At 46.5% G+C, this 20,557-nt stretch carries 15 protein-coding genes, 4 tRNA genes and 3 rRNA genes; 13 read left to right on the forward strand and 9 right to left on the reverse strand.

Annotation, left to right across the window (positions count from 1 at the left end):
- The first annotated feature begins 111 nt into the window (after positions 1 to 111).
- The 8 genes from KDN34_RS07775 to corA all read left to right on the forward strand — a co-directional run bounded on the left by KDN34_RS07775 (position 112) and on the right by corA (position 7,137).
- Positions 112 to 1,654: ribosomal RNA gene (locus tag KDN34_RS07775) — 16S ribosomal RNA — on the forward strand.
- Between the two features lie 70 nt (positions 1,655 to 1,724).
- Positions 1,725 to 1,801, forward strand: a tRNA-Ile gene (locus tag KDN34_RS07780).
- A 163-nt stretch (positions 1,802 to 1,964) separates the two neighbouring features.
- Positions 1,965 to 2,040 (forward strand) — tRNA-Ala (locus tag KDN34_RS07785).
- A 252-nt stretch (positions 2,041 to 2,292) separates the two neighbouring features.
- A 23S ribosomal RNA gene (locus KDN34_RS07790) occupies positions 2,293 to 5,181 on the forward strand.
- Between the two features lie 128 nt (positions 5,182 to 5,309).
- Positions 5,310 to 5,385 (forward strand) — tRNA-Val (locus KDN34_RS07795).
- 62 nt (positions 5,386 to 5,447) lie between these two features.
- Positions 5,448 to 5,563 (forward strand): 5S ribosomal RNA (gene rrf / locus KDN34_RS07800).
- The 16S, 23S and 5S rRNA genes sit together here with 3 tRNA genes alongside, the layout of an rRNA operon.
- Before the next feature lie 161 nt (positions 5,564 to 5,724).
- On the forward strand, positions 5,725 to 6,084 hold the full coding sequence (locus tag KDN34_RS07805; protein ID WP_212596306.1) for a hypothetical protein: 360 nt from the start codon (positions 5,725 to 5,727) through the stop codon (positions 6,082 to 6,084).
- 105 nt (positions 6,085 to 6,189) lie between these two features.
- The gene (corA, locus tag KDN34_RS07810) at positions 6,190 to 7,137 is read left to right on the forward strand and encodes a magnesium/cobalt transporter CorA (protein WP_212596307.1); all 948 of its coding nucleotides are present in this window, start codon (positions 6,190 to 6,192) and stop codon (positions 7,135 to 7,137) included.
- On the opposite strand, the gene KDN34_RS07815 is transcribed toward corA, so the two are convergent.
- From KDN34_RS07815 to KDN34_RS07830, 4 genes are all read right to left on the reverse strand, one after another.
- Complete coding sequence (locus KDN34_RS07815; protein WP_212596308.1) at positions 7,138 to 7,449, reverse strand: DUF3135 domain-containing protein; 312 nt, start codon at positions 7,447 to 7,449, stop codon at positions 7,138 to 7,140. It abuts the gene before it with no gap.
- 117 nt (positions 7,450 to 7,566) lie between these two features.
- Positions 7,567 to 8,829: an HD-GYP domain-containing protein gene (locus KDN34_RS07820; RefSeq protein ID WP_212596309.1), complete on the reverse strand. Its 1,263-nt coding sequence runs from the start codon at positions 8,827 to 8,829 to the stop codon at positions 7,567 to 7,569.
- 300 nt (positions 8,830 to 9,129) lie between these two features.
- Complete coding sequence (locus KDN34_RS07825; RefSeq protein ID WP_212596310.1) at positions 9,130 to 10,479, reverse strand: ATP-binding protein; 1,350 nt, start codon at positions 10,477 to 10,479, stop codon at positions 9,130 to 9,132.
- Positions 10,470 to 11,144 carry a response regulator gene (locus KDN34_RS07830; protein ID WP_212596311.1) on the reverse strand — a complete coding sequence of 225 codons (675 nt, stop codon included), beginning with the start codon at positions 11,142 to 11,144 and terminating at the stop codon, positions 10,470 to 10,472. Before KDN34_RS07830 ends, KDN34_RS07825 begins: the two co-directional genes overlap by 10 nt.
- Positions 11,145 to 11,611: 467 nt before the next feature.
- Here KDN34_RS07830 and nadE point away from each other — a divergent pair, with 467 nt between their 5' ends.
- On the forward strand, positions 11,612 to 12,442 hold the full coding sequence (gene nadE, locus KDN34_RS07835) for an ammonia-dependent NAD(+) synthetase (RefSeq protein WP_212596312.1): 831 nt from the start codon (positions 11,612 to 11,614) through the stop codon (positions 12,440 to 12,442).
- A 40-nt stretch (positions 12,443 to 12,482) separates the two neighbouring features.
- Here nadE and KDN34_RS07840 read toward each other — a convergent pair whose 3' ends face one another.
- A complete protein-coding gene (locus KDN34_RS07840; RefSeq protein ID WP_212596313.1) occupies positions 12,483 to 12,929 on the reverse strand; it encodes a DUF6942 family protein in 447 nt (148 codons plus the stop codon).
- Between the two features lie 184 nt (positions 12,930 to 13,113).
- Between KDN34_RS07840 and KDN34_RS07845 the strand changes: the two genes are divergently transcribed.
- Positions 13,114 to 13,371, forward strand: a complete 258-nt coding sequence (locus KDN34_RS07845; RefSeq protein ID WP_212596314.1) for a hypothetical protein — start codon at positions 13,114 to 13,116, stop codon at positions 13,369 to 13,371.
- 42 nt (positions 13,372 to 13,413) lie between these two features.
- Here KDN34_RS07845 and KDN34_RS07850 read toward each other — a convergent pair.
- From KDN34_RS07850 to KDN34_RS07860, 3 genes are all read right to left on the reverse strand, one after another.
- Positions 13,414 to 13,490 (reverse strand) — tRNA-Pro (locus KDN34_RS07850).
- 150 nt (positions 13,491 to 13,640) lie between these two features.
- Positions 13,641 to 15,422: a DUF3413 domain-containing protein gene (locus KDN34_RS07855; RefSeq protein WP_212596315.1), complete on the reverse strand. Its 1,782-nt coding sequence runs from the start codon at positions 15,420 to 15,422 to the stop codon at positions 13,641 to 13,643.
- 75 nt (positions 15,423 to 15,497) lie between these two features.
- Positions 15,498 to 15,710: a YejL family protein gene (locus KDN34_RS07860; RefSeq protein WP_212596316.1), complete on the reverse strand. Its 213-nt coding sequence runs from the start codon at positions 15,708 to 15,710 to the stop codon at positions 15,498 to 15,500.
- Positions 15,711 to 15,788: 78 nt separating this feature from the next.
- Here KDN34_RS07860 and yejK point away from each other — a divergent pair, with 78 nt between their 5' ends.
- The 3 genes from yejK to KDN34_RS07875 all read left to right on the forward strand — a co-directional run bounded on the left by yejK (position 15,789) and on the right by KDN34_RS07875 (position 19,113).
- A complete protein-coding gene (gene yejK, locus KDN34_RS07865; RefSeq protein WP_212596317.1) occupies positions 15,789 to 16,817 on the forward strand; it encodes a nucleoid-associated protein YejK in 1,029 nt (342 codons plus the stop codon).
- A gap of 524 nt (positions 16,818 to 17,341) precedes the next feature.
- A complete protein-coding gene (locus tag KDN34_RS07870) occupies positions 17,342 to 18,226 on the forward strand; it encodes a 6-pyruvoyl trahydropterin synthase family protein (protein WP_212596318.1) in 885 nt (294 codons plus the stop codon).
- Positions 18,227 to 18,234: 8 nt separating this feature from the next.
- Positions 18,235 to 19,113, forward strand: coding sequence for a M23 family metallopeptidase (locus KDN34_RS07875; protein WP_212596319.1), 879 nt, complete (start codon positions 18,235 to 18,237; stop codon positions 19,111 to 19,113).
- Positions 19,114 to 19,199: 86 nt separating this feature from the next.
- Here the strand turns inward: KDN34_RS07875 and KDN34_RS07880 are convergent, their stop codons facing one another.
- Positions 19,200 to 20,480, reverse strand: coding sequence for an NAD(P)/FAD-dependent oxidoreductase (locus KDN34_RS07880; RefSeq protein WP_212596320.1), 1,281 nt, complete (start codon positions 20,478 to 20,480; stop codon positions 19,200 to 19,202).
- Between the last annotated feature and the right edge of the window lie 77 nt (positions 20,481 to 20,557).

A 20,557-nucleotide genomic window follows, 5' to 3' on the forward strand; every position in this document is an offset into this window, starting at 1 on the left:
AAATATCAAGCAATCTGTGTGGGCACTCGCAGTGAATGAATCGCAAAACGATTTAAAACTCACTGAAGAGTGTTCGAACAAAGAACAGTCATTCATAGAGTCTAAAACTTTTAATTGAAGAGTTTGATCATGGCTCAGATTGAACGCTGGCGGCAGGCCTAACACATGCAAGTCGAGCGGCAGCGGGAAGTAGCTTGCTACTTTGCCGGCGAGCGGCGGACGGGTGAGTAATGCCTGGGAATTTGCCCATTCGAGGGGGATAACAGTTGGAAACGACTGCTAATACCGCATACGCCCTAAGGGGGAAAGCAGGGGAACTTCGGTCCTTGCGCGAATGGATAAGCCCAGGTGGGATTAGCTAGTTGGTGAGGTAAGGGCTCACCAAGGCGACGATCTCTAGCTGGTCTGAGAGGATGATCAGCCACACTGGAACTGAGACACGGTCCAGACTCCTACGGGAGGCAGCAGTGGGGAATATTGCACAATGGGGGAAACCCTGATGCAGCCATGCCGCGTGTGTGAAGAAGGCCTTCGGGTTGTAAAGCACTTTCAGTCAGGAGGAAGGGTGTTGAGTTAATACCTCAACGCATTGACGTTACTGACAGAAGAAGCACCGGCTAACTCCGTGCCAGCAGCCGCGGTAATACGGAGGGTGCAAGCGTTAATCGGAATTACTGGGCGTAAAGCGTGCGCAGGCGGTTTGTTAAGCGAGATGTGAAAGCCCCGGGCTCAACCTGGGAATCGCATTTCGAACTGACAGACTAGAGTCTTGTAGAGGGGGGTAGAATTCCAGGTGTAGCGGTGAAATGCGTAGAGATCTGGAGGAATACCGGTGGCGAAGGCGGCCCCCTGGACAAAGACTGACGCTCAGGCACGAAAGCGTGGGGAGCAAACAGGATTAGATACCCTGGTAGTCCACGCCGTAAACGATGTCTACTCGGAGTTTGGTGTCTTGAACACTGGGCTCTCAAGCTAACGCATTAAGTAGACCGCCTGGGGAGTACGGCCGCAAGGTTAAAACTCAAATGAATTGACGGGGGCCCGCACAAGCGGTGGAGCATGTGGTTTAATTCGATGCAACGCGAAGAACCTTACCTACTCTTGACATCCAGAGAATTATCCAGAGATGGATTAGTGCCTTCGGGAACTCTGAGACAGGTGCTGCATGGCTGTCGTCAGCTCGTGTTGTGAAATGTTGGGTTAAGTCCCGCAACGAGCGCAACCCTTATCCTTACTTGCCAGCGGGTAATGCCGGGAACTGTAGGGAGACTGCCGGTGATAAACCGGAGGAAGGTGGGGACGACGTCAAGTCATCATGGCCCTTACGAGTAGGGCTACACACGTGCTACAATGGACAGTACAGAGGGAAGCAAAGCGGCGACGTGGAGCGGAACCCAAAAAGCTGTTCGTAGTCCGGATTGGAGTCTGCAACTCGACTCCATGAAGTCGGAATCGCTAGTAATCGTGGATCAGAATGCCACGGTGAATACGTTCCCGGGCCTTGTACACACCGCCCGTCACACCATGGGAGTGGTTTGCAAAAGAAGTAGCTAGCTTAACCTTCGGGGGGGCGGTTACCACTTTGTGGATCATGACTGGGGTGAAGTCGTAACAAGGTAGCCCTAGGGGAACCTGGGGCTGGATCACCTCCTTACCTAAACGATGAAATTTGTTGTGAGTGTTCACACAGATTGCTTGATAGACGAAGAGCGAAAACAGTAAGTGGGTCTGTAGCTCAGGTGGTTAGAGCGTACGCCTGATAAGCGTAAGGTCGGTGGTTCGAGTCCACTCAGACCCACCAATCTTGTTAATATTTAAACGAGATTAACCTTACAAGTGTTTTTGAGGGATTTTGGTGCAGTTCGCGGCGTGCAAGTGATGAGCGAAGGCGCATACATAAGTATGTAACTGAGCGAAGAGACGTAGCACAACAAAGAAATGCAGCAAAATAACCAAAAAGAAATGGGGCTATAGCTCAGCTGGGAGAGCGCCTGCTTTGCACGCAGGAGGTCTGCGGTTCGATCCCGCATAGCTCCACCATTTTCATGGTGAGACTGTTTTCGTTTTATGGTCATGGAAATGCCAAAGATAAGTGAACAATTTATCTTTGGCTTTTTTAAGCCCGCTCTTTAACAATTTGGAAAGCTGATAGTAGAGATTAAATAGCAATATTTAATCAAAATGAGTTCTCAAAATACTTCAATCAAGTGTTTTGATATTCATATCAAGGCGAAAGAAAAACCAACGGGTCGTGCATACGGTCTTGGTTGAGGAAACTCATCCGGGTTGTATGGTTAAGCGACTAAGCGTATACGGTGGATGCCTTGGCAGTCAGAGGCGATGAAGGACGTGTTAATCTGCGAAAAGCTGTGGTGAGGTGATAAAAGCCAATTGAGCCACAGATGTCCGAATGGGGGAACCCACTTGCATAAGCAAGTATCTGCATGTGAATCCATAGCATGCAGAGGCGAACCGGGAGAACTGAAACATCTAAGTACCCCGAGGAAAAGAAATCAACCGAGATTCCCCTAGTAGCGGCGAGCGAACGGGGACCAGCCCTTAAGTCATTGGGGTGTTAGTGGAAGGTGTTGGAAAGCACCACGGTACAGGGTGATAGTCCCGTACACGACAACTAACCGATGATGAAAACGAGTAAGGCGACACACGTGGTATGTTGTCTGAAGATGGGGGGACCATCCTCCAAGGCTAAATACTCCTGACTGACCGATAGTGAACCAGTACCGTGAGGGAAAGGCGAAAAGAACCCCTGTGAGGGGAGTGAAATAGAACCTGAAACCGTATACGTACAAGCAGTGGGAGCGGTTTTTGAGACCGTGACTGCGTACCTTTTGTATAATGGGTCAGCGACTTACATTTAGTAGCGAGGTTAAGCGAATAGCGGAGCCGTAGGGAAACCGAGTGTTAACTGCGCGAATAGTTGCTAGGTGTAGACCCGAACCCCGGTGATCTAGCCATGGGCAGGTTGAAGATTGAGTAACATCAATTGGAGGACCGAACACACGTCTGTTGAAAAAGACGGTGATGACCTGTGGCTGGGGGTGAAAGGCCAATCAAACCGGGAGATATCTGGTTCTCCTCGAAAGCTATTTAGGTAGCGCCTCGAGCGAATACCATTGGGGGTAGAGCACTGTTAAGACTAGGGGGTCATCCCGACTTACCAACTCTTTGCAAACTCCGAATACCAATGAGTACTACTCGGGAGACAGACGGCGGGTGCTAACGTCCGTCGTCAAAAGGGAAACAACCCAGACCGTCAGCTAAGGTCCCAAAGTTATTGCTAAGTGGGAAACGATGTGGGAAGGCTTAGACAGCTAGGATGTTGGCTTAGAAGCAGCCATCATTTAAAGAAAGCGTAATAGCTCACTAGTCGAGTCGGCCTGCGCGGAAGATGTAACGGGGCTAAGCAATACACCGAAGCTACGGGTTCATACTATGTATGAGCGGTAGAGGAGCGTTCTGTAAGCGGATGAAGGTGAAGGGGTAACCCACACTGGACGTATCAGAAGTGCGAATGCTGACATGAGTAACGATAATGGGGGTGAAAAACCTCCACGCCGAAAGACCAAGGGTTCCTGTCCAACGTTAATCGGGGCAGGGTGAGTCGACCCCTAAGGCGAGGCCGAAAGGCGTAGTCGATGGGAAACGGGTTAATATTCCCGTACTTCTGCTAACTGCGATGGAGAGACGGAGAAGGCTAGGCCAGCGCGGCGACGGTCGTCCGCGTTTAAGGTTGTAGGTAGTGTGCTTAGGCAAATCCGGGCACATAATACTGAGGGCTGATGACGAGTCACTAAGGTGATGAAGTGGTTAATGCCAAGCTTCCAGGAAAATCTTCTAAGCTTCAGGTTAGCAGGAATCGTACCCCAAACCGACACAGGTGGTCGGGTAGAGAATACCAAGGCGCTTGAGAGAACTCGGCTGAAGGAACTAGGCAAAATGGTACCGTAACTTCGGGAGAAGGTACGCTCTTGTTGGTGATGAGACTTGCTCTCTAAGCTGACGGGAGTCGCAGATACCAGCTGGCTGCAACTGTTTATCAAAAACACAGCACTGTGCGAACTCGCAAGAGGAAGTATACGGTGTGACGCCTGCCCGGTGCCGGAAGGTTAATTGATTGGGTCATCTTCGGAGAAGCTCATGATCGAAGCCCCGGTAAACGGCGGCCGTAACTATAACGGTCCTAAGGTAGCGAAATTCCTTGTCGGGTAAGTTCCGACCTGCACGAATGGCGTAATGATGGCCAGGCTGTCTCCAGCCGAGACTCAGTGAAGTTGAAATTGCGGTGAAGATGCCGTATACCCGCGGCTAGACGGAAAGACCCCGTGAACCTTTACTATAGCTTGGCACTGAACATTGACCCTGCATGTGTAGGATAGGTGGGAGACTAAGAAGTTGGGACGCTAGTCCTGATGGAGTCGACCTTGAAATACCACCCTTGCAGTGTTGATGTTCTAACCTTGGTCCCTTATCGGGATTAGGGACAGTGCCTGGTGGGTAGTTTGACTGGGGCGGTCTCCTCCTAAAGAGTAACGGAGGAGCACGAAGGTTGGCTAAGTACGGTCGGACATCGTACGGTTAGTGTAATGGCACAAGCCAGCTTAACTGCGAGACAGACACGTCGAGCAGGTGCGAAAGCAGGTCATAGTGATCCGGTGGTTCTGAATGGAAGGGCCATCGCTCAACGGATAAAAGGTACTCCGGGGATAACAGGCTGATACCGCCCAAGAGTTCATATCGACGGCGGTGTTTGGCACCTCGATGTCGGCTCATCACATCCTGGGGCTGAAGTCGGTCCCAAGGGTATGGCTGTTCGCCATTTAAAGTGGTACGCGAGCTGGGTTCAGAACGTCGTGAGACAGTTCGGTCCCTATCTGCCGTGGGCGTTGGAAGATTGAGGGGGGTTGCTCCTAGTACGAGAGGACCGGAGTGAACGAACCGCTGGTGTTCGGGTTGTCATGCCAATGGCATTGCCCGGTAGCTATGTTCGGAATTGATAAACGCTGAAAGCATCTAAGCGTGAAGCGAGCCCCAAGATGAGTCTTCCCTTGGACCTTGAGTCCACTGAAGAGCCGTTCGAGACCAGGACGTAGATAGGCAGGGTGTGTAAGCGTTGTGAGGCGTTTAGCTAACCTGTACTAATGACTCGAGAGGCTTAACCATACAACCCAGATGGGTTTTACTGAAAACATTCCAGATGTTTTCTAGCACTTCCTCCATCCCTGGAGGTCGTTAACCTTGAATGAATATACATGCTTGGTTGAAGTAGAGAACGAACTACTAACAGATAAGGTCGCTTAGCTCAGCTGGGAGAGCACCTGCCTTACAAGCAGGGGGTCACTGGTTCGAACCCAGTAGCGACCACCATTATTTGACAGCTTTCCGGATTGGTTGTTTTTGCAGATATGCGGAAACAACAACAGAATTTGTCTGGTGACAATAGCATTGTGGTCCCACCTGAACCCATTCCGAACTCAGAAGTGAAACACAATCGCGCCGATGGTAGTGTGGGGTCTCCCCATGTGAGAGTAGGTCATCGCCAGACGCCTAATACAATAGAAAGGCCACCCTTAGCGGTGGCCTTTTTGCTTTTCATGACCAGTTTTCTACGAGAACTTATCTTTTGTGTTTCATACCGCACTGTTATCATTATTAATTTTGTAGAATGAGTGCGCAGATTTATAACATAAGTAACTGGATCTTATTATGCTGACAAAACTTCTGCTAACAGTTCTAGTAGTGGTATTCGCATGGCGGATGCTGGCAGCTAAACGCCATATAAATGTCAATGACAAGGTAAACCCTAAGAATTCAGACAGTAAGATCCGTAAATATTTGTTTTCATTTGTGCTAGGCGCATTAGCGCTGCTCGGTAGTGGATTCATGGCGTGGCAATGGTTTGATGGTTACACTATAGTCACTGTGACTTTAGTGTCGCCAACTGAAGCCCGCCGTGATGTTTATCAAGTCAGAAAAAAAGACATTTCAGCCAACGAGTTAGTTACAGTAGATGGCCTTAAAATCCGACTTTCGCGAGAGGAAAGATTAGTAATTGATGATAAGTAAAGCAGTCTGCTCACTCGACGCTTTTCATTCATCTGTTATCGGGTAAACTAGCTGCATTTTTTGCCGATGTAACTTCTTCGGCCAGCACGTTCCTCAGGAGGGCTCATGATTACCGCCTATATCTATCAGCAGCAACAGCTAAAAATTGTTGAGCTTTCACCCGAGGACAATATTCCTGAAGATACACTTTGGCTTGACCTGTTTCGTCCAGATGATTATGAAAGAGACTGGTTAGCGCGCTTTTCTGTTGAAGAAGTTCCAGATGAGGAAGATATCAACGAAATCGAGGCGTCTGCGCGTTTCTATCAAAACAGTGATGGCTTACACATCAACTCATTGTTTCCGCAACGTGTAGGGCAAGATGTTCGCGGCGTGAACGTTTCTTTTAACCTGCGTAATAACTTTTTACTTACTATCCGTGAAGAGGATGTTGGGCTAATCCGATTACTACGTAACTATTTGCGTCTGGGCCGAATCGAGGTCGTGACCCCCCAAAGTTTATTTCTTGAACTGTTTAATCTGAAAGTAGAGTACCTTTCAGACCTCATTGAAGATGTTTACACCGTATTGGAAAACGTCAGCGAGCAGGTATTCGAAAGTGCCGAACTTGATGATGTGTTCAAGATGATCACGTTGCAGGAAGACTCAAACGGAAAAATCCGGTTGAGTTTGTTGGATACCCAGAGATCATTGCGTTATATGCAAAAGTATTATCGTAGAGAATTGAGTGAGGACGAACTCAAAGATATGCGAGAAATGCTGTCAGACATTGAATCATTGATGCCCCATAGTCAGTTTATATTCGATAAATTAAACTTTTTGTTGGACGCTGCAATGGGCTTTAGTGGTCTTCAGCAGAATAAAATCATCAAGATTTTCTCGGTAGCTGCAGTGGTATTTCTGCCACCAACACTTATTGCCAGTAGCTATGGAATGAACTTCAAACACATGCCTGAATTGGACTGGTTTGTTGGATATCCAATGGCTATTGTTATGATGTTGGCAAGTGCGGCAGGAACATACTTTTTCTTCCGCCGCAAGGGCTGGCTGTGATCAGATGGATTTTCGTTTTAACGGAATAACTTCGGCTTTTTGCTGTCGGTAGCTTTCAGGATTTTCTAATGCACTGGCGAGTGAAGCAAATTTGGCGCGCATCATTCGGATGCTTATTAGACAACGATGGTATGGATTGCTGCAGCGAGCTAAGCGTTGTTTTAAGTTATGATTTACTTTACGGAGTTGTTCACGATTGCTGTCTGATTCTGCAATCAACTCATCACTCAACGCTTGTTGCAATGAATCCAGTTTTTCCGGCTGGTTTTGTGCCAGCCACATTAAGGTGTCAAAATCTGGTAAGTCTCTCATCCCGTGTCTCCACATCGCACCATCCCTGGTGATGAACCCCAAAAACTAGGGGAGCTCTATAAGACAAGACTAGTTCAGATTAATGTAAAACGTTAGTTGACGACTGAAAGACTCCCATCAGCTTTTATTTTCAGAACCAAAATAATAAGTAATTCGTTCCCTTGGGTTTAAATATTTATAAATATTTTCAGCGAGTGCCGCAGGGGATAGGCAACGCACAATACTTAAACCTTCTGCTTCCAAATCGACGATAGGAGCCTGATCTTTCGGCACCATTGGATCGTATACCAGAATTCTCGGTAATAGGATCTTGTCTAAGTTGACTGACATCACCAGCCCGAATTGTCCTGATGATAATTCGACCACTGATCCGGGTGGGTAGATACCAAGCATCTTGATAATCTTACCGACATATTCTTGATTGAATTTCCCCTTGGAATATTTATAGAGATAACCCAGCGCTGCATAGGGGGTTCTGGCTTGTTGCGGATTACTGGGATGACATAGCGAATCGTAAAAATTTACTACCGCAGCCAGTTGTACCGGTTCGCTTAAGGCATCCGCTTTTAAACCACGTGGGAAACCACTGCCATCGAGAAGTTCATGATGATTGGTGACAACCGCTGCTGACGCTTGTGGGAAATCTTGCGCCAGTTTCAGTAGGTCAGTACCCAAAATAGGATGCTGATTATAAAGATTTTGTTCTGGTGTCGTCAGCGGTTCCTTTTTCCGGATTATCTGACTTGGCAGCTTAAGTTTACCAATGTCATGAAATAATGCGCCTAACCCTACCGTTTCAATATCCGCTCGGGCCCATCCTAATTCCTTTGCCATTAACATCGATAAAACTGCGACGTTTAACGAGTGAAAATAGATGCCATCACTTTTGTCGTCGTCTGACATTAGATGCAAGACGAGATTGTCTGACGCGAGCAATTCCTCGGTGATATCTGTGATTAACTCTTTCGCTTCATTTACTGCATTTAGGGGCCGATTACGCAATTTGCCAATCAAATTACGCATGCGTGCTAATGAACGCGAAAAGTGCTCTTCGGTCTTTTGCAAATCTCTGCGCATACGCTGCAAGATCTCGATGCGCTCTTTTTTGTACTGCTCCATTTGCCCCTGGAGCTTTTCCAGTTCTTCCGCGGATTGTTCGGGAGTTTCCTTTAACTGTTCTGCAGCTAATGGTTCAGTATCACTGCGACCAAGATCTACATATACAGCGTCAATACCGAGCTTTTTAATCAGCTCAATTTGTGCTTGTTGTTTCAGTTTGAAGCTACTGAATAAAAAGGGGTGATCCTTCCATGACACTGGTAATCGTACATAATTGCCAACTTGTAATTGTTGGACTGATACAAAGCGGCTTTTACCCATAAGACAACTACTGTTTGGTTACCTGTCAAATGCCCGGAAATGGTTAATTTATCGAATGCTTACTTAACTACCAAGATATATTGACAACAGATGCGTTAGGAGACAATAGCTCTTCAGTTGAAGTTATATCAATAGCATGAGTTAGCGAACATTTTAACAAATCGTCAATACGGCGCTGATGATACAACAGGGATTATAACGAGTGCTGCGACCTAATGCCGAGGCACGGGTCAAGTATCAGCGCAGAAACCTGCACAGTTTAGGTTGGACGTTAATGTGTAACAAATTGCTTGGGGGAGGTTAACTTAATGGGATATTGATACTGAATCGGGCACCTTCAAGATCAGAATCTTCAATACTCAGTGTACCACCATAGCTACTGACGATTTCATTGCACACCGCCAGACCAATCCCTTGTCCAGGGGATTGAGTATCCGCCCGTACGCCACGTTCAATTATTTTTTGCTTAAGACCTTCTTCTACCCCTGGTCCATCATCTTCAACCACTAACATAAAGTGGGTTTTATCCATGCTAGCGCTGATGCGCACCTCAGCGATACAGAGACGAAATGCGTTTTCCATCAGGTTTCCGCATAACTCCATCAGGTCACCTTCATCACCAGGAAAACTTAAATCGTCAGCGACATTAACTGTAAGGTGTACCTTTTTATCCTGATAGACTTTAAACAACATTTGCGTCAGCTGATCCACTAAGGGTCTAACCGGCGTTTTGATCTGTTTTAATCCCTTACGCCCCAGCATTGCTCGTTTCAGTTGATACTTGACTAACAGATCCATCTGACTGACCTGATCCATGATTTTTTCACAAATCGCCTGACGGTCCAGCGAGTTATCGTCGGTAATGGCATGTACCGCCGCCAACCGCGTTTTTAAACTGTGGGCCAGGTCATTCATCGCATTCTGATAGCGTTGTTGCTGTGAGCTGGATTGTCTTAGCAGTTGATTCAGTGCCTGCGTGACACCTTCAAGTTCCACAGGATAACCTGCGGACAAGGATTTGGTTTTCCCTTTTATGATGGACTGCAACTCAGCTCTCATGCGGGCTAATGGTTGCATTCCCCAATAGGCCGCACTAATGAGTAATAACAACGCCAGCACCAGAACTAAAGCCAGTCTTAGATAGGTGCGTTTAGCAAATTTAGTGGCTTCCAGTTCGATTTTTTCGGCATCTTTGAGGACCAAAAGATTGTAGTGAACACCCGCGATATCAACAGATAGCAAGTAAGCGAAATAACCTCGTTTGTCCGCCATATTGAGGTAATAGGGCGGTGTCCCATTACGAATATCATTAAAGCGTTCGCAGATATCAAATAAACCACGATCAACAGCAAGCGAGGAAGTCCAAACTTGTTTAAAGTTGGTATCACAAGAAGCCATGACGTAACGTTCTTGCTTGTTATTTTCCTCAAGCCAGGCGCTGGTGTCTGGAATCAGGTCATGCTCGCGCAACTCCGCAGCGACCTGCGGGATCTCCGCAATTAATTGAGCGGTTTCTTCGTTATAGCTATTTTGGGCATGAAGTATATTAACCATCCAGGCCAGACCGAACCCCACCAATGCAATAATTGACAATGAAGTCAAAAACATACGAGTGAGAAGTCGCTTTTTAGGTTTCAATCTTAGTTGCATGGAAGATTAAACTTATAACCTTGGCCGCGAATGGTGATAATGGGATTCTCTATCCCATCACGACTCAGTTTTTTCCGTAAACGGCTGACCATAACTTCTATAGTGTTCGGGTCGCCTTCTTTGTCACCATATATCACATCAAGCAATCGCTGCTTGGCAACCACTTCATGATTATGGCGCATCAGATATTCTAAAATCTGATATTCAAAAGCGGTAATGTCCATGAGTTCGTCGCCCATCATTACCTGCTTGGCCGCAAGATCTAAAGACAACTCTCCACTTTGGATGACAGGTTTGACAAAGCCAGCACTGCGGCGCACTAGCGCATCAAGCCTAGCGACTAATTCTTCTTTTTGGAAAGGCTTAACAAGGTAATCATCTGCACCAGCGTTGAGCCCTTGCACTTTATCCTGCCAGTTAACTCGCGCGGTAAGGATTAACACTGGAGCCTTGAGATCAGCTTCGCGCAGTTGCTTGATCAGTGAAATGCCATCCTGATCTGGTAAGCCTAGGTCAACGATAGCAACATCAATAGGGTAATTTGTTGCTTGATAGAATCCTTCTTTGGCTGTCCCCGCAACCTGGACTTGGTTACCCAACTCACTCAGCTGTACTTTCAGGTGATGAGACAGTAAAGGGTCGTCTTCAACTACCAGTATTCTCATAACAACCATATCCTTTTTGATATCAATTAGTCAGTGTATTCATTACATCAACATATGCCAATGCCAGCCAGTGTACTGCAAAATTACTTAACCGTGGCTGACGCTGTCACATCTGGATAGAAATTACTGGCTATTAACACGGTAAAGAAGGGCGCGACTTGTACCACTTTTAAGAAGCTACGTTGCTAGATGTTGTACGTTATAAAAAACCAACCCAAAGATCATAAAATAAAAAGTATATTTAAATCATTATGATAGTTGTATTTCATGCTTAGAGTTCAGAGAAAACAGTCAATCACAGCTGATTTTGCCTTTCGTTTTGATGACTTTTCTGAAGATGAATTTGTGGTATCGTAATCTCCTGAAGCAAAGGCCTGTCATAACAACTCTCAGATATCAGGCCGGGTGGCAGGATCAACGGATACTGCCTGTATTGCAATGTACATGAATTTTAGACGGAGCCCGCTGTGAAAGGACAAATCATTCGAGAAGAAAAAGTACTTAAAACCATAGAACCCGGGTTTGAAGTGGATCGTCGAGTCGCATTTCTCAAAGCCAAATTAAAAGAAGCAAAATGTAAGGCGCTGGTGCTAGGTATTAGCGGCGGCGTTGATTCATCCACTGCCGGCAGATTGTGCCAGTTAGCGATAGAATCTTTAAACCAAGAAACCAACAGCGATGACTACCGTTTTGTTGCCATGCGGTTGCCTTATCTCGAACAGCGGGATGAAGATGAAGCCCAGTTGGCACTGTCATTTATCAACCCGTCCCACCAAGTCACGGTGAATATTCACGATGGGGTAGAAGGTATCCATCATCAGGTGTTAGCCGGGTTAGAGTCTGCCTCAATTCTTGAACCTGATGATGCAAAAGTGGACTTTGTAAAAGGTAATGTTAAAGCGCGTATGCGTATGATTGCCCAATATGAAGTGGCTGCTGTCGTTGGTGGGTTAGTGGTCGGTACCGATCATAGCGCTGAAAACGTCACTGGTTTTTACACCAAATGGGGTGATGGGGCTTGTGATATTGCACCTTTGTTTGGGTTGAATAAACGTCAGGTTCGACAAGTCGCGGCCTTCCTTGGCGCTCCAGAGTCTTTGGTTAATAAGACACCTACAGCTGACTTGGAGACCAATCGTCCGGGTCTGGAAGATGAAGTTGCATTGGGGCTGAGTTACGAACAGATTGATGATTTCCTTGAAGGTAAAGAAGTCGCCCCCGAAGCCGAAGAGCGCATCATTAATATCTACAAAGCGACCCAGCACAAACGTCAGCCAATTCCGACTATTTATGATTAAGTAAAAGCAATGCCATCCTTCAAGGGGTGGCATTTTTACATCACCTATTGAAAAGCTGAAGCCGAAGTTGCTCAACTGTTTGATTGGAAAACTGCCGATAGTCCAGGTAAGGAACCAGCCAAATATTTTGACGTAATTGACGTAAGCACGCGGCATTAGCCAGTGGTACGGCGGTATCTACTTTTACACCTAAACTTGCGCAAACTTCCTTGCCACTTATTAACTGGGTCCCAGTCGATGGATACCAGGCGATAGGTTCAGTTACCAGACACACAATGTTAAACAGGTTGTTCTGTAAAAATGACTTCCAGTCATCAGTCGGCGCAAAAATTTTAGCGGCTATCACCAGGATTTTACGCCAGTGATTCGAATTAACACCGATAATCTCCGTGGCAGCATCCCGTTGTTGCCAGTGCCACTGTTCCGGCACAACAGGAGAGTGTGGTAAATAGATGATGTTGGGGGCTTGTGGATCACCAAGTAACATGTGAATTAACTCAGTTATAATTTGCGGTCACGTCTTATAAGACAGAAACCCAATTAAACATTGCATCATTTCTACCACATTTTCTGATAGAAAAGTTTCATAAAAGCGCAACCATTACTCCTTAATCTAGATGTTCCGGCTAAGCTTGATTGGGGGAAGCTTGGCAAAGATAAGGAGCATTTTTATGAAGCGCAACATCAAATACGGTTTGATGGCTAAAGGTTGTAAGGTGCCGCTGGGGTATTTTCTTAACGGGTTATTTTATGAACGTGCCGCTAACCATGGAACCGCTCAAGGCTTTGTTGATGAAAAAGGCTATTTTTATGCAGCTACCAACGGACTCCTTGCTAAACACACTCGTCCAACCGCCAAAATAGAAGGTTTGACCTATATTCGCTTAGCCGATATTGCAGAGTTTGAACTAGTAATGTTTGATGCTTAAAAAAACGAAAACCCAATCAAAATGATTGGGTTTTGTTGTATTTGGTCGGTATGAGAGGATTCGAACCTCCGACCCCTGACACCCCATGACAGTGCGCTACCGGGCTGCGCTACATACCGAATGTGTTGTTTTTACCGCGAACAGCGCAAGGGTCGCGTCAACGAGGCAGAACTTTACCAAGAGCCAAGTGACAGTGCAAGCAACAAATTGGTAGCGAGGATTCAACTGCCTAGTTTGTGCACTTTATTGTTACAGAACCGAAAATGACGCTAGTGGCTATATAGCCTGCGGCCTTCTCGCATAACTTCAATCATCTCTGGAACGCTCATTTTTTTACGCAATCGATGACGGTAATTCTCGTCATAAATACGATACTTACCATGCCGGTCTATCACGGTAATTTCATGTTGCTGATAGATCGCGAATACTCGGTTATCCCCAATATAGAGCCAAGTCTGGTCATCGGGTTGGAGTAGGTGTCGGCCAGCACTGTAGTCTGTTGCTGGGTTAGTACAACCCAGTACCTGAGTCATTAATGTGGGTACTATCCCGTAATGGCTAGTACGGTAATTAACTTTAGTGCTGATAGTCACTGGCCAATGAATCACCAAGGGTACCTGCACATTTTCTGGAGATACGTTGCGCCGGGCTTCATCTGTATTGCTGGTGAATAACTTGCCACTGACACCTGTCACCACAATGATGGTATTAGTTGGCAGTGTTTGCAGTAATGCTTGTAACTGTTGATCCACAAAATTTAAAGACTGACGATACTGGTTGAATAGCACTTTTTCAGCAGGTTTCAGTGGTTCTGCCGGTTTAACGGTTTGGATGCCAAGAAATCCAACTGGAGTATCGTAGTCCTCAGGTGATTTCAGATTCAATAGCGCAAACCAAGGCCCTTGCTGCTGAGTGCGCCATTTTTCGAAGCTACTGATAGTCTTAATGTCACTCTGTGCTTTGCCGGTATCATCCGCCGCCAGATAGGGTTGGAAATCATTAAAAATTGCTTTAGGTTTTGCGTCATTCATTCCTGAGATAGTGGTAAACAACCCTAATTGATATCCTTGTTGTTTCAGCGTTTGGGTGAGTAGTGGGCTGGTGAAATTCAGATCCACTGCATCAATGTAGCTACCCTGTAATCCATACAGCAATGAAAACATACCGCTACTATATTGATTCCCGCCACTAAGATGATGGGTAAACAATTGATTCTGCTGACTATAGTGATAGAAAAATGGCATTGTCTGCTCATCTACTAAGTCGGCACGGAAGCTATCAATTGCGACTAACAAAACATTAGGATGCTGATCAATATGGCACTGTAATGGTTGTTGTGGGTAATTCAGATTACGTTCTACCTTGATATCAGGCGTATTACTGCCATCAATACCATGGCTTTCCATAAACGTTCTGGCCGTTGCTGGATAGGATATTGGATAAGTATCATCAAAGCGGGTAATTTCAGTGACATCAGCCGCGTCTGCCCAGATATGGATCAGATGACTGCTCACAAAGCAAAGCCCGATAAACATCACTAATTTATTACCCCAATTCCGGCGCTGGATACGTTCAATGCGCTTCCATAACCAGTTCGCGGCAATCAATTCCACTACCAGAATCACGATCGGAGTAACTACAAAATATGGGCCCTGTAACAACCCATTGAGATCGGCCCATGCTAAATCAAAAGCAAACGGATTGAGATGCATACCGTAGTCCTGGTAGACAACGGTATCATAAAGTAAGGTGCATAAACCGATGCTGGCAATAACCGCCGCATAACCACGCAAAATCCTGGAATAAGGCAACAATAGTGTTATTGGGAACAACAACACCAGATAAACGATAAATGCCAGAAAACTGAAGTGGCCGATGGTACTAATGGTCAAATAGCCCCACCCAATCAAGGAGTCGGGGAAACCGGGAGACTGTAAATAACGGATCCCGACGATCATCGCCAAGATACCGTTGAAGAAAGCAAACCAGTGTCCCCAGTTGATTAAGCGGGATACCCGATCTCTTCCACGTTGTATTTTCTGCTCCACCATTCAGCTTCCGCTTGTTTCGAGTTGCTTGTATATCTTACGTTTTTTTGAGTAAAAGATACCAGTATTTACCGTAAGTTACCGTAGGGATTGTGTTAATGCCTTGGCAAATTGTTCAGCAAGTGGCTGACGGGACTCTTTGCTGACCTGAGTTGACAGCAAATGGGAAACGGCATTGCCCAACGCCATAAGGCTTAAATCTGTGGGGGCCTGATGTTTTTCCAGCACTGCCAGCAGTTCGGCAATTAGGGTTTCAACTTCGGCATTGCTGTATTTGGATTGAATAGGCATATTAAAAAATGTTTCACTCAAGGATAGAATAGCGGCATATAATACCGGATTTACCACAGAGTAGCACTACGAAGCCCCATGAGTATTCACGTCGAACAAGCCATTATTCACGCTATCACCCAGAATAAAGAAGGCCAGTTAAGCTGCCGATTACGGCCTCAGCCCTTGTTAAACGGTACTGCAGTAGAAGCCATGGTGGATGAGTTGCACCAGACTTACTCATCAAAAGCCGGCAAGGGATTTGGTTTTTTCGGCGTTAATGGCGATGACGGCGAGGCGAATCCCGCATTCAAGGATGCCTTGCAGTCTTATCTGAGCAATGAGTTGGGCTTTGTCGAATTCTCGGCATCTGCTGGTAAGTTACTGCAAGAAGAGTTATCTAAATATGACTTCAGTCAAGGCGGTTTTCTATTATTGGCGCTGTATCAGCACATGGCGACTGATTATCTGTTTGTGGCGTTGCTAAATGCTAAATCGTCGATGACCGTGCTGGATGATATGGAACTTACGCAAAATGACCATCTGGATCTGGCGAATTTGCAGTTGGCTGCCCGTATTGATTTAACTGAATGGCAGCGCGATAGTGAGTCCCGCAAATATATCTCATTTGTTCGCGGTCGCGCCGGCCGTAAAGTTGCGGATTTCTTCCTGGATTTTATGGGATGTGTTGAGGGGATAAATGCCAAGCAGCAAAGCAAGCAATTGATGCAGGCAGTAGAAGATTATGTTGCTGAAGGTGATTTGACCAAGGATGAACGTCAGGAATGTCGCAATCGGGTCTTTGAATATTGTCAGGAACAGGTGGAAACCGGCATTGATGTGCAACTGAAAGATCTGGCAGACGAATTGGCCGAATCCGGGATGGAGTCGTTCTATGACTTTGCCGTGCAAGGCGAATATGAGCTGGAAGAGAATTTCCCGGCAGATAAGTCAACGTTGCGTCAACTGAAGAAGTTTTCCGGGACTGGCGGTGGGGTATCATTGAGTTTTGATAGCACCCATCTCGGTGAGCGAGTGATATACGATCCGGTATCTGACACCATTTTGATAAAAGGTGTGCCAGCAAACTTGAAAGATCAGCTCGACCGTCGTTTGAAAAGTAATTAACAGACTGAAAAATAAAGCGCTGTGAAGGCGCTTTATTTTTACCTAGTGGGCGGCAACTTAATGGCCGCAATTAAACGGCAAGCGATCACCCATGTGTTTTCGATAATATGATCTCCACCCAATCGCTGGATGTCGTTGGCCGATGGCTGTCATGCACGTTGGTTCATGCAAGTTTTGATGGTCAGATGACATGTGAATTGACTTGCAAGGTGTTCATCATCACTGTCATTTACGCGCCGATGATGTGAACAGACTTGCGTGTTAATATTGGTGCCTTTTTGAGTCAGTCGGCTGTTTAGTTCGCTAGCTAACCAATTGTGTAAGCATATAAAGGGTTTCATCGGGTACCGAGATACGTTAATAATGGTCATCGATGAAATAGACGTAATAACGGCTGATAAATTCAGCGGCTGTTGGCTTAAAACATCGAGAAACATGTGGGCAAGGCAGACGCTAGCGTTGCGGTCTGCCGCGACTATATTCTTTAAAATCAGGGTGGACTGTATTTCTGCTCGGGAGAATCAATGCAACTCTTTGTAAAAGATTTAACGGTGATCGATTTTTCTTATCTATGTCCTTTGCGTGGCATGGTCGGAGAAAGTTGGATCGTCGATGTTTTGCTGGAAGGCGTGCTAGATCAGCAAAATATGGTACTCGATTTCGGCAAGGTAAAACGCACAATTAAACAAGTGATTGATCAAGTAGCAGATCACCGGCTGCTCATTCCTACTGCTTGCGGTGATTTACGTTGGCAGCAACAGAATGATACCGTTTGGATCGATTTTGCCAGTCGTAAAGGGACTATTCATCTGGGATGTCCTGCGGAAGCGTTCGCGTTGGTCCCAAATGAACTGATTGACTTTGATAGTGTGAATGATTTTCTTATCAATGCATTACGTGATGTACTGCCAGAAAACGTCGATAACATCAGCCTCACATTACGTAGCGAATTGCTTGACGGCCCATTTTATCATTACAGCCATGGCTTAAAAAAACACGACGGTAATTGTCAGCGTATTGCCCATGGGCATCGCAGCCCGGTAAAGGTATTTGAAGATGGTGTTGCTGCACCAGAATGGGATCGGTACTGGGCTGAGCGTTGGAAAGATGTGTATCTCGGCAGCGAGTCCGATATGGTGCCGATTGAACAATTGACTATGTCTCCGCAGTGTCGTGTGACTGATGATTCCCATTATGGATTTTGTTACACCGCACCTCAGGGAGAGTTTCAACTGGCGATGCCGAAGGGCTGTTGTGATCTGATCCCGCATGACACTACCATAGAGCTGCTAGCACAATTTATGGCTGATACGCTTTCGGCAAAAATGCCTGGTCGGCAGTACCGTGTCATGGCATTTGAAGGTATCGGTAAAGGTGCTATCGCGGTCGCGGGAACTGAAAAACATTAAAAGACAGTATGGGGTTTCGAGTGCAGGTTTTATCAACAATACGTCGCGGCTTAGTTAGCGCAATCATACTAAGTCTGCCGGTTCTGGCTCAGGCTCAAAACATCTCACAGCCTGCTATCAAATTGATAGGAAAAATGGAGCAGGGGGCACTGCTCCGGGGATCGGTAACGCCTGGTAGTCAACTGATGCTGGATGGTCGTGCGATTCAGGTGAGTGCTGAGGGAAATTTTGCCTTTGGCTTTGAACGAGAATCGCCGCTCAATCATACGCTGAGCGTCACGTATCCAGATGGCCATGTTGCGACCCAGCAGCTCAATATCGCTGAGAGACAATACCGTATCTCCTCAGTGAATGGGATCAGCAAGAAAATTATGGAGCCAGATCCCAAAGATGTGGCTCGTGCGGCTGAAGATAGCAAGATGGTCAAGGCGGCGAGGGCAAGGACTTCAGAGGAAAGTGGCTTTGCTTCCGATTTTATCTGGCCGCTTACGGGCAGAATTTCGGGTGTGTATGGCAGTCAGCGAATTTATAATGGTAAGGCAGGTAACCCGCATTATGGGGTTGATATTGCAGCAAAAACAGGCACAGTTGTCGTTGCTCCGGCTGCTGGCGTGGTATCGCTAGCAGTACCTGATATGTTTTACTCTGGGGGTACCATGATTATCGATCATGGCTATGGTGTCAGTTCTACCTTTTTACATTTAAGTAAACTTTACTTGAAACCCGGTACTCGCGTGAAGCAGGGCCAGCCTGTCGCAGAAGTCGGTGCTACAGGGCGTGCCAACGGCCCTCATCTTGACTGGCGAATTAACTGGTACCAAATGCGTTTAGATGCTGCCACGGTAGTGCCAGCGATGAAGGATGCATTGAAAACCGCGCAAAACTGAAAGACTTCATCCACTGAACATTTAAGTCTCTTGATGAAAAAGGCCCATTGCGATTTAACCGTCACTGTGGGCCTTAGGTGCTTCAATCAGTCTTCGTGCTTATCGGTGCGGTGAATACCAACGGCACCTAACACATATTTCTCATAAATCGGTTCGCTAGTACCTCGGCGTACTTTGTACATAAAGTACTTCTCAAAAGCGATTTTGGCCAGGTGTACCCATTTACCCATAGAGGTCCAGTTGGCGTTTCGCGGTGGGTTTTGCGGCAGTGCGACGAATGCGGCACCTTTGTCTCCCATGTCTGCCAGGCAGATAGCATTCAGCGTTGGAATGGTGGAGGGCTCTTCGCCTTTAATGGCCGACAACATGTTATCGACAATGGCTGTTGTCATGGATTCAATCATAAAGCCAGTTTTTGGGACGCCAACAGGGACAGGGGTTGACTCCATCGGAGGCAATGCCACGCAAACGCCAGCAGCATAGATTTCAGGGTAGGCCACAGAACGTTGGAATTTATCAGTTAACACAAACCCTTTGTCGTTACATAGTTTAGGTACCGCCGCAATGGCTGGGCTACCTTTAAACGGTGGCAACATCATGGACATTTTAAAGGGTAGTTCGTGAGTAAATTCCACTTCCCCTTTGCGGTTCAATTCTTCAACATGCATCAGACCATCTTCAACACTGACGGTTTTAGCATTACAAATCCACTTAATGTCACGTTTGCGGCATTCATGTTCCATTAAGCCCTTGGAGTCACCAACCCCGCCAAGCCCCATGTGACCAATGTAAGGTTCACTGGTGACGAACAGCAGCGGTACTTTTTGTCGGATTTTGGCCGCGCGCAGAGCACTGTCTAACGAGAACAGGTACTCATAGGCCGGGCCAAAACAACTGGCCCCCTGAAAAGCACCGACGATTACCTGTCCAGGTTCTTGCTGTAATTTTTGGTAGGCATCAAAGGCTTTTTCAGCATGTTCAGCAGTACAGATTGATTGAGTAAATTTATGCGGACCGCTGCCGGGAATGGCATCAAAGTTCAGTTTAGGACCCGTACATATCACCAGGTAATCGTAGGATTGCTGAGAACCATCGCCCAAGGTTAGCTGTTTATTCTCAGGATCAATTTCAGACACTCCGGCGGCTGAAAAGGCGATTTTGCGCTTGCCGAGATAAGTCTCCAAAGGCAGGCAAATATCCTTGGTTTTACGTTCACCCAGCGCAACCCATGGATTCGATGGTACAAATTGAAAATCTGGTCTTTCATTGATCACCATCACTTCACTATTGGCAGGGAGCCGCTGTTTAAGTTCAAACGCTGCCGATACGCCCCCGAGCCCGGCACCAATTACCACGACTTTGGTCATTATTATCCTCTCTTTTTTATTGCCCTGAGGGTATAGCGACAGGGCTGGATGACTTATCCATAAGATAAATCTAATGG

This window comes from Shewanella yunxiaonensis (assembly GCF_018223345.1).
GTDB lineage: Bacteria > Pseudomonadota > Gammaproteobacteria > Enterobacterales > Shewanellaceae > Shewanella > Shewanella yunxiaonensis.

What these genes read in the sequence shown, in the direction of transcription:
- KDN34_RS07845 (WP_212596314.1), top strand. Translation starts at nt 13,114, where the DNA reads ATGAAGCGCAACATCAAATACGGTTTGATGGCTAAAGGTTGTAAGGTG.
- KDN34_RS07820 (WP_212596309.1), bottom strand. Translation starts at nt 8,829, where the DNA reads ATGGGTAAAAGCCGCTTTGTATCAGTCCAACAATTACAAGTTGGCAAT.
- KDN34_RS07870 (WP_212596318.1), top strand. Translation starts at nt 17,342, where the DNA reads ATGCAACTCTTTGTAAAAGATTTAACGGTGATCGATTTTTCTTATCTA.
- KDN34_RS07840 (WP_212596313.1), bottom strand. Translation starts at nt 12,929, where the DNA reads ATGTTACTTGGTGATCCACAAGCCCCCAACATCATCTATTTACCACAC.
- KDN34_RS07805 (WP_212596306.1), top strand. Translation starts at nt 5,725, where the DNA reads ATGCTGACAAAACTTCTGCTAACAGTTCTAGTAGTGGTATTCGCATGG.
- KDN34_RS07860 (WP_212596316.1), bottom strand. Translation starts at nt 15,710, where the DNA reads ATGCCTATTCAATCCAAATACAGCAATGCCGAAGTTGAAACCCTAATT.
- KDN34_RS07825 (WP_212596310.1), bottom strand. Translation starts at nt 10,479, where the DNA reads ATGCAACTAAGATTGAAACCTAAAAAGCGACTTCTCACTCGTATGTTT.
- KDN34_RS07875 (WP_212596319.1), top strand. Translation starts at nt 18,235, where the DNA reads ATGGGGTTTCGAGTGCAGGTTTTATCAACAATACGTCGCGGCTTAGTT.
- KDN34_RS07880 (WP_212596320.1), bottom strand. Translation starts at nt 20,480, where the DNA reads ATGACCAAAGTCGTGGTAATTGGTGCCGGGCTCGGGGGCGTATCGGCA.
- KDN34_RS07830 (WP_212596311.1), bottom strand. Translation starts at nt 11,144, where the DNA reads ATGAGAATACTGGTAGTTGAAGACGACCCTTTACTGTCTCATCACCTG.
- KDN34_RS07815 (WP_212596308.1), bottom strand. Translation starts at nt 7,449, where the DNA reads ATGAGAGACTTACCAGATTTTGACACCTTAATGTGGCTGGCACAAAAC.
- yejK (WP_212596317.1), top strand. Translation starts at nt 15,789, where the DNA reads ATGAGTATTCACGTCGAACAAGCCATTATTCACGCTATCACCCAGAAT.
- KDN34_RS07855 (WP_212596315.1), bottom strand. Translation starts at nt 15,422, where the DNA reads ATGGTGGAGCAGAAAATACAACGTGGAAGAGATCGGGTATCCCGCTTA.
- corA (WP_212596307.1), top strand. Translation starts at nt 6,190, where the DNA reads ATGATTACCGCCTATATCTATCAGCAGCAACAGCTAAAAATTGTTGAG.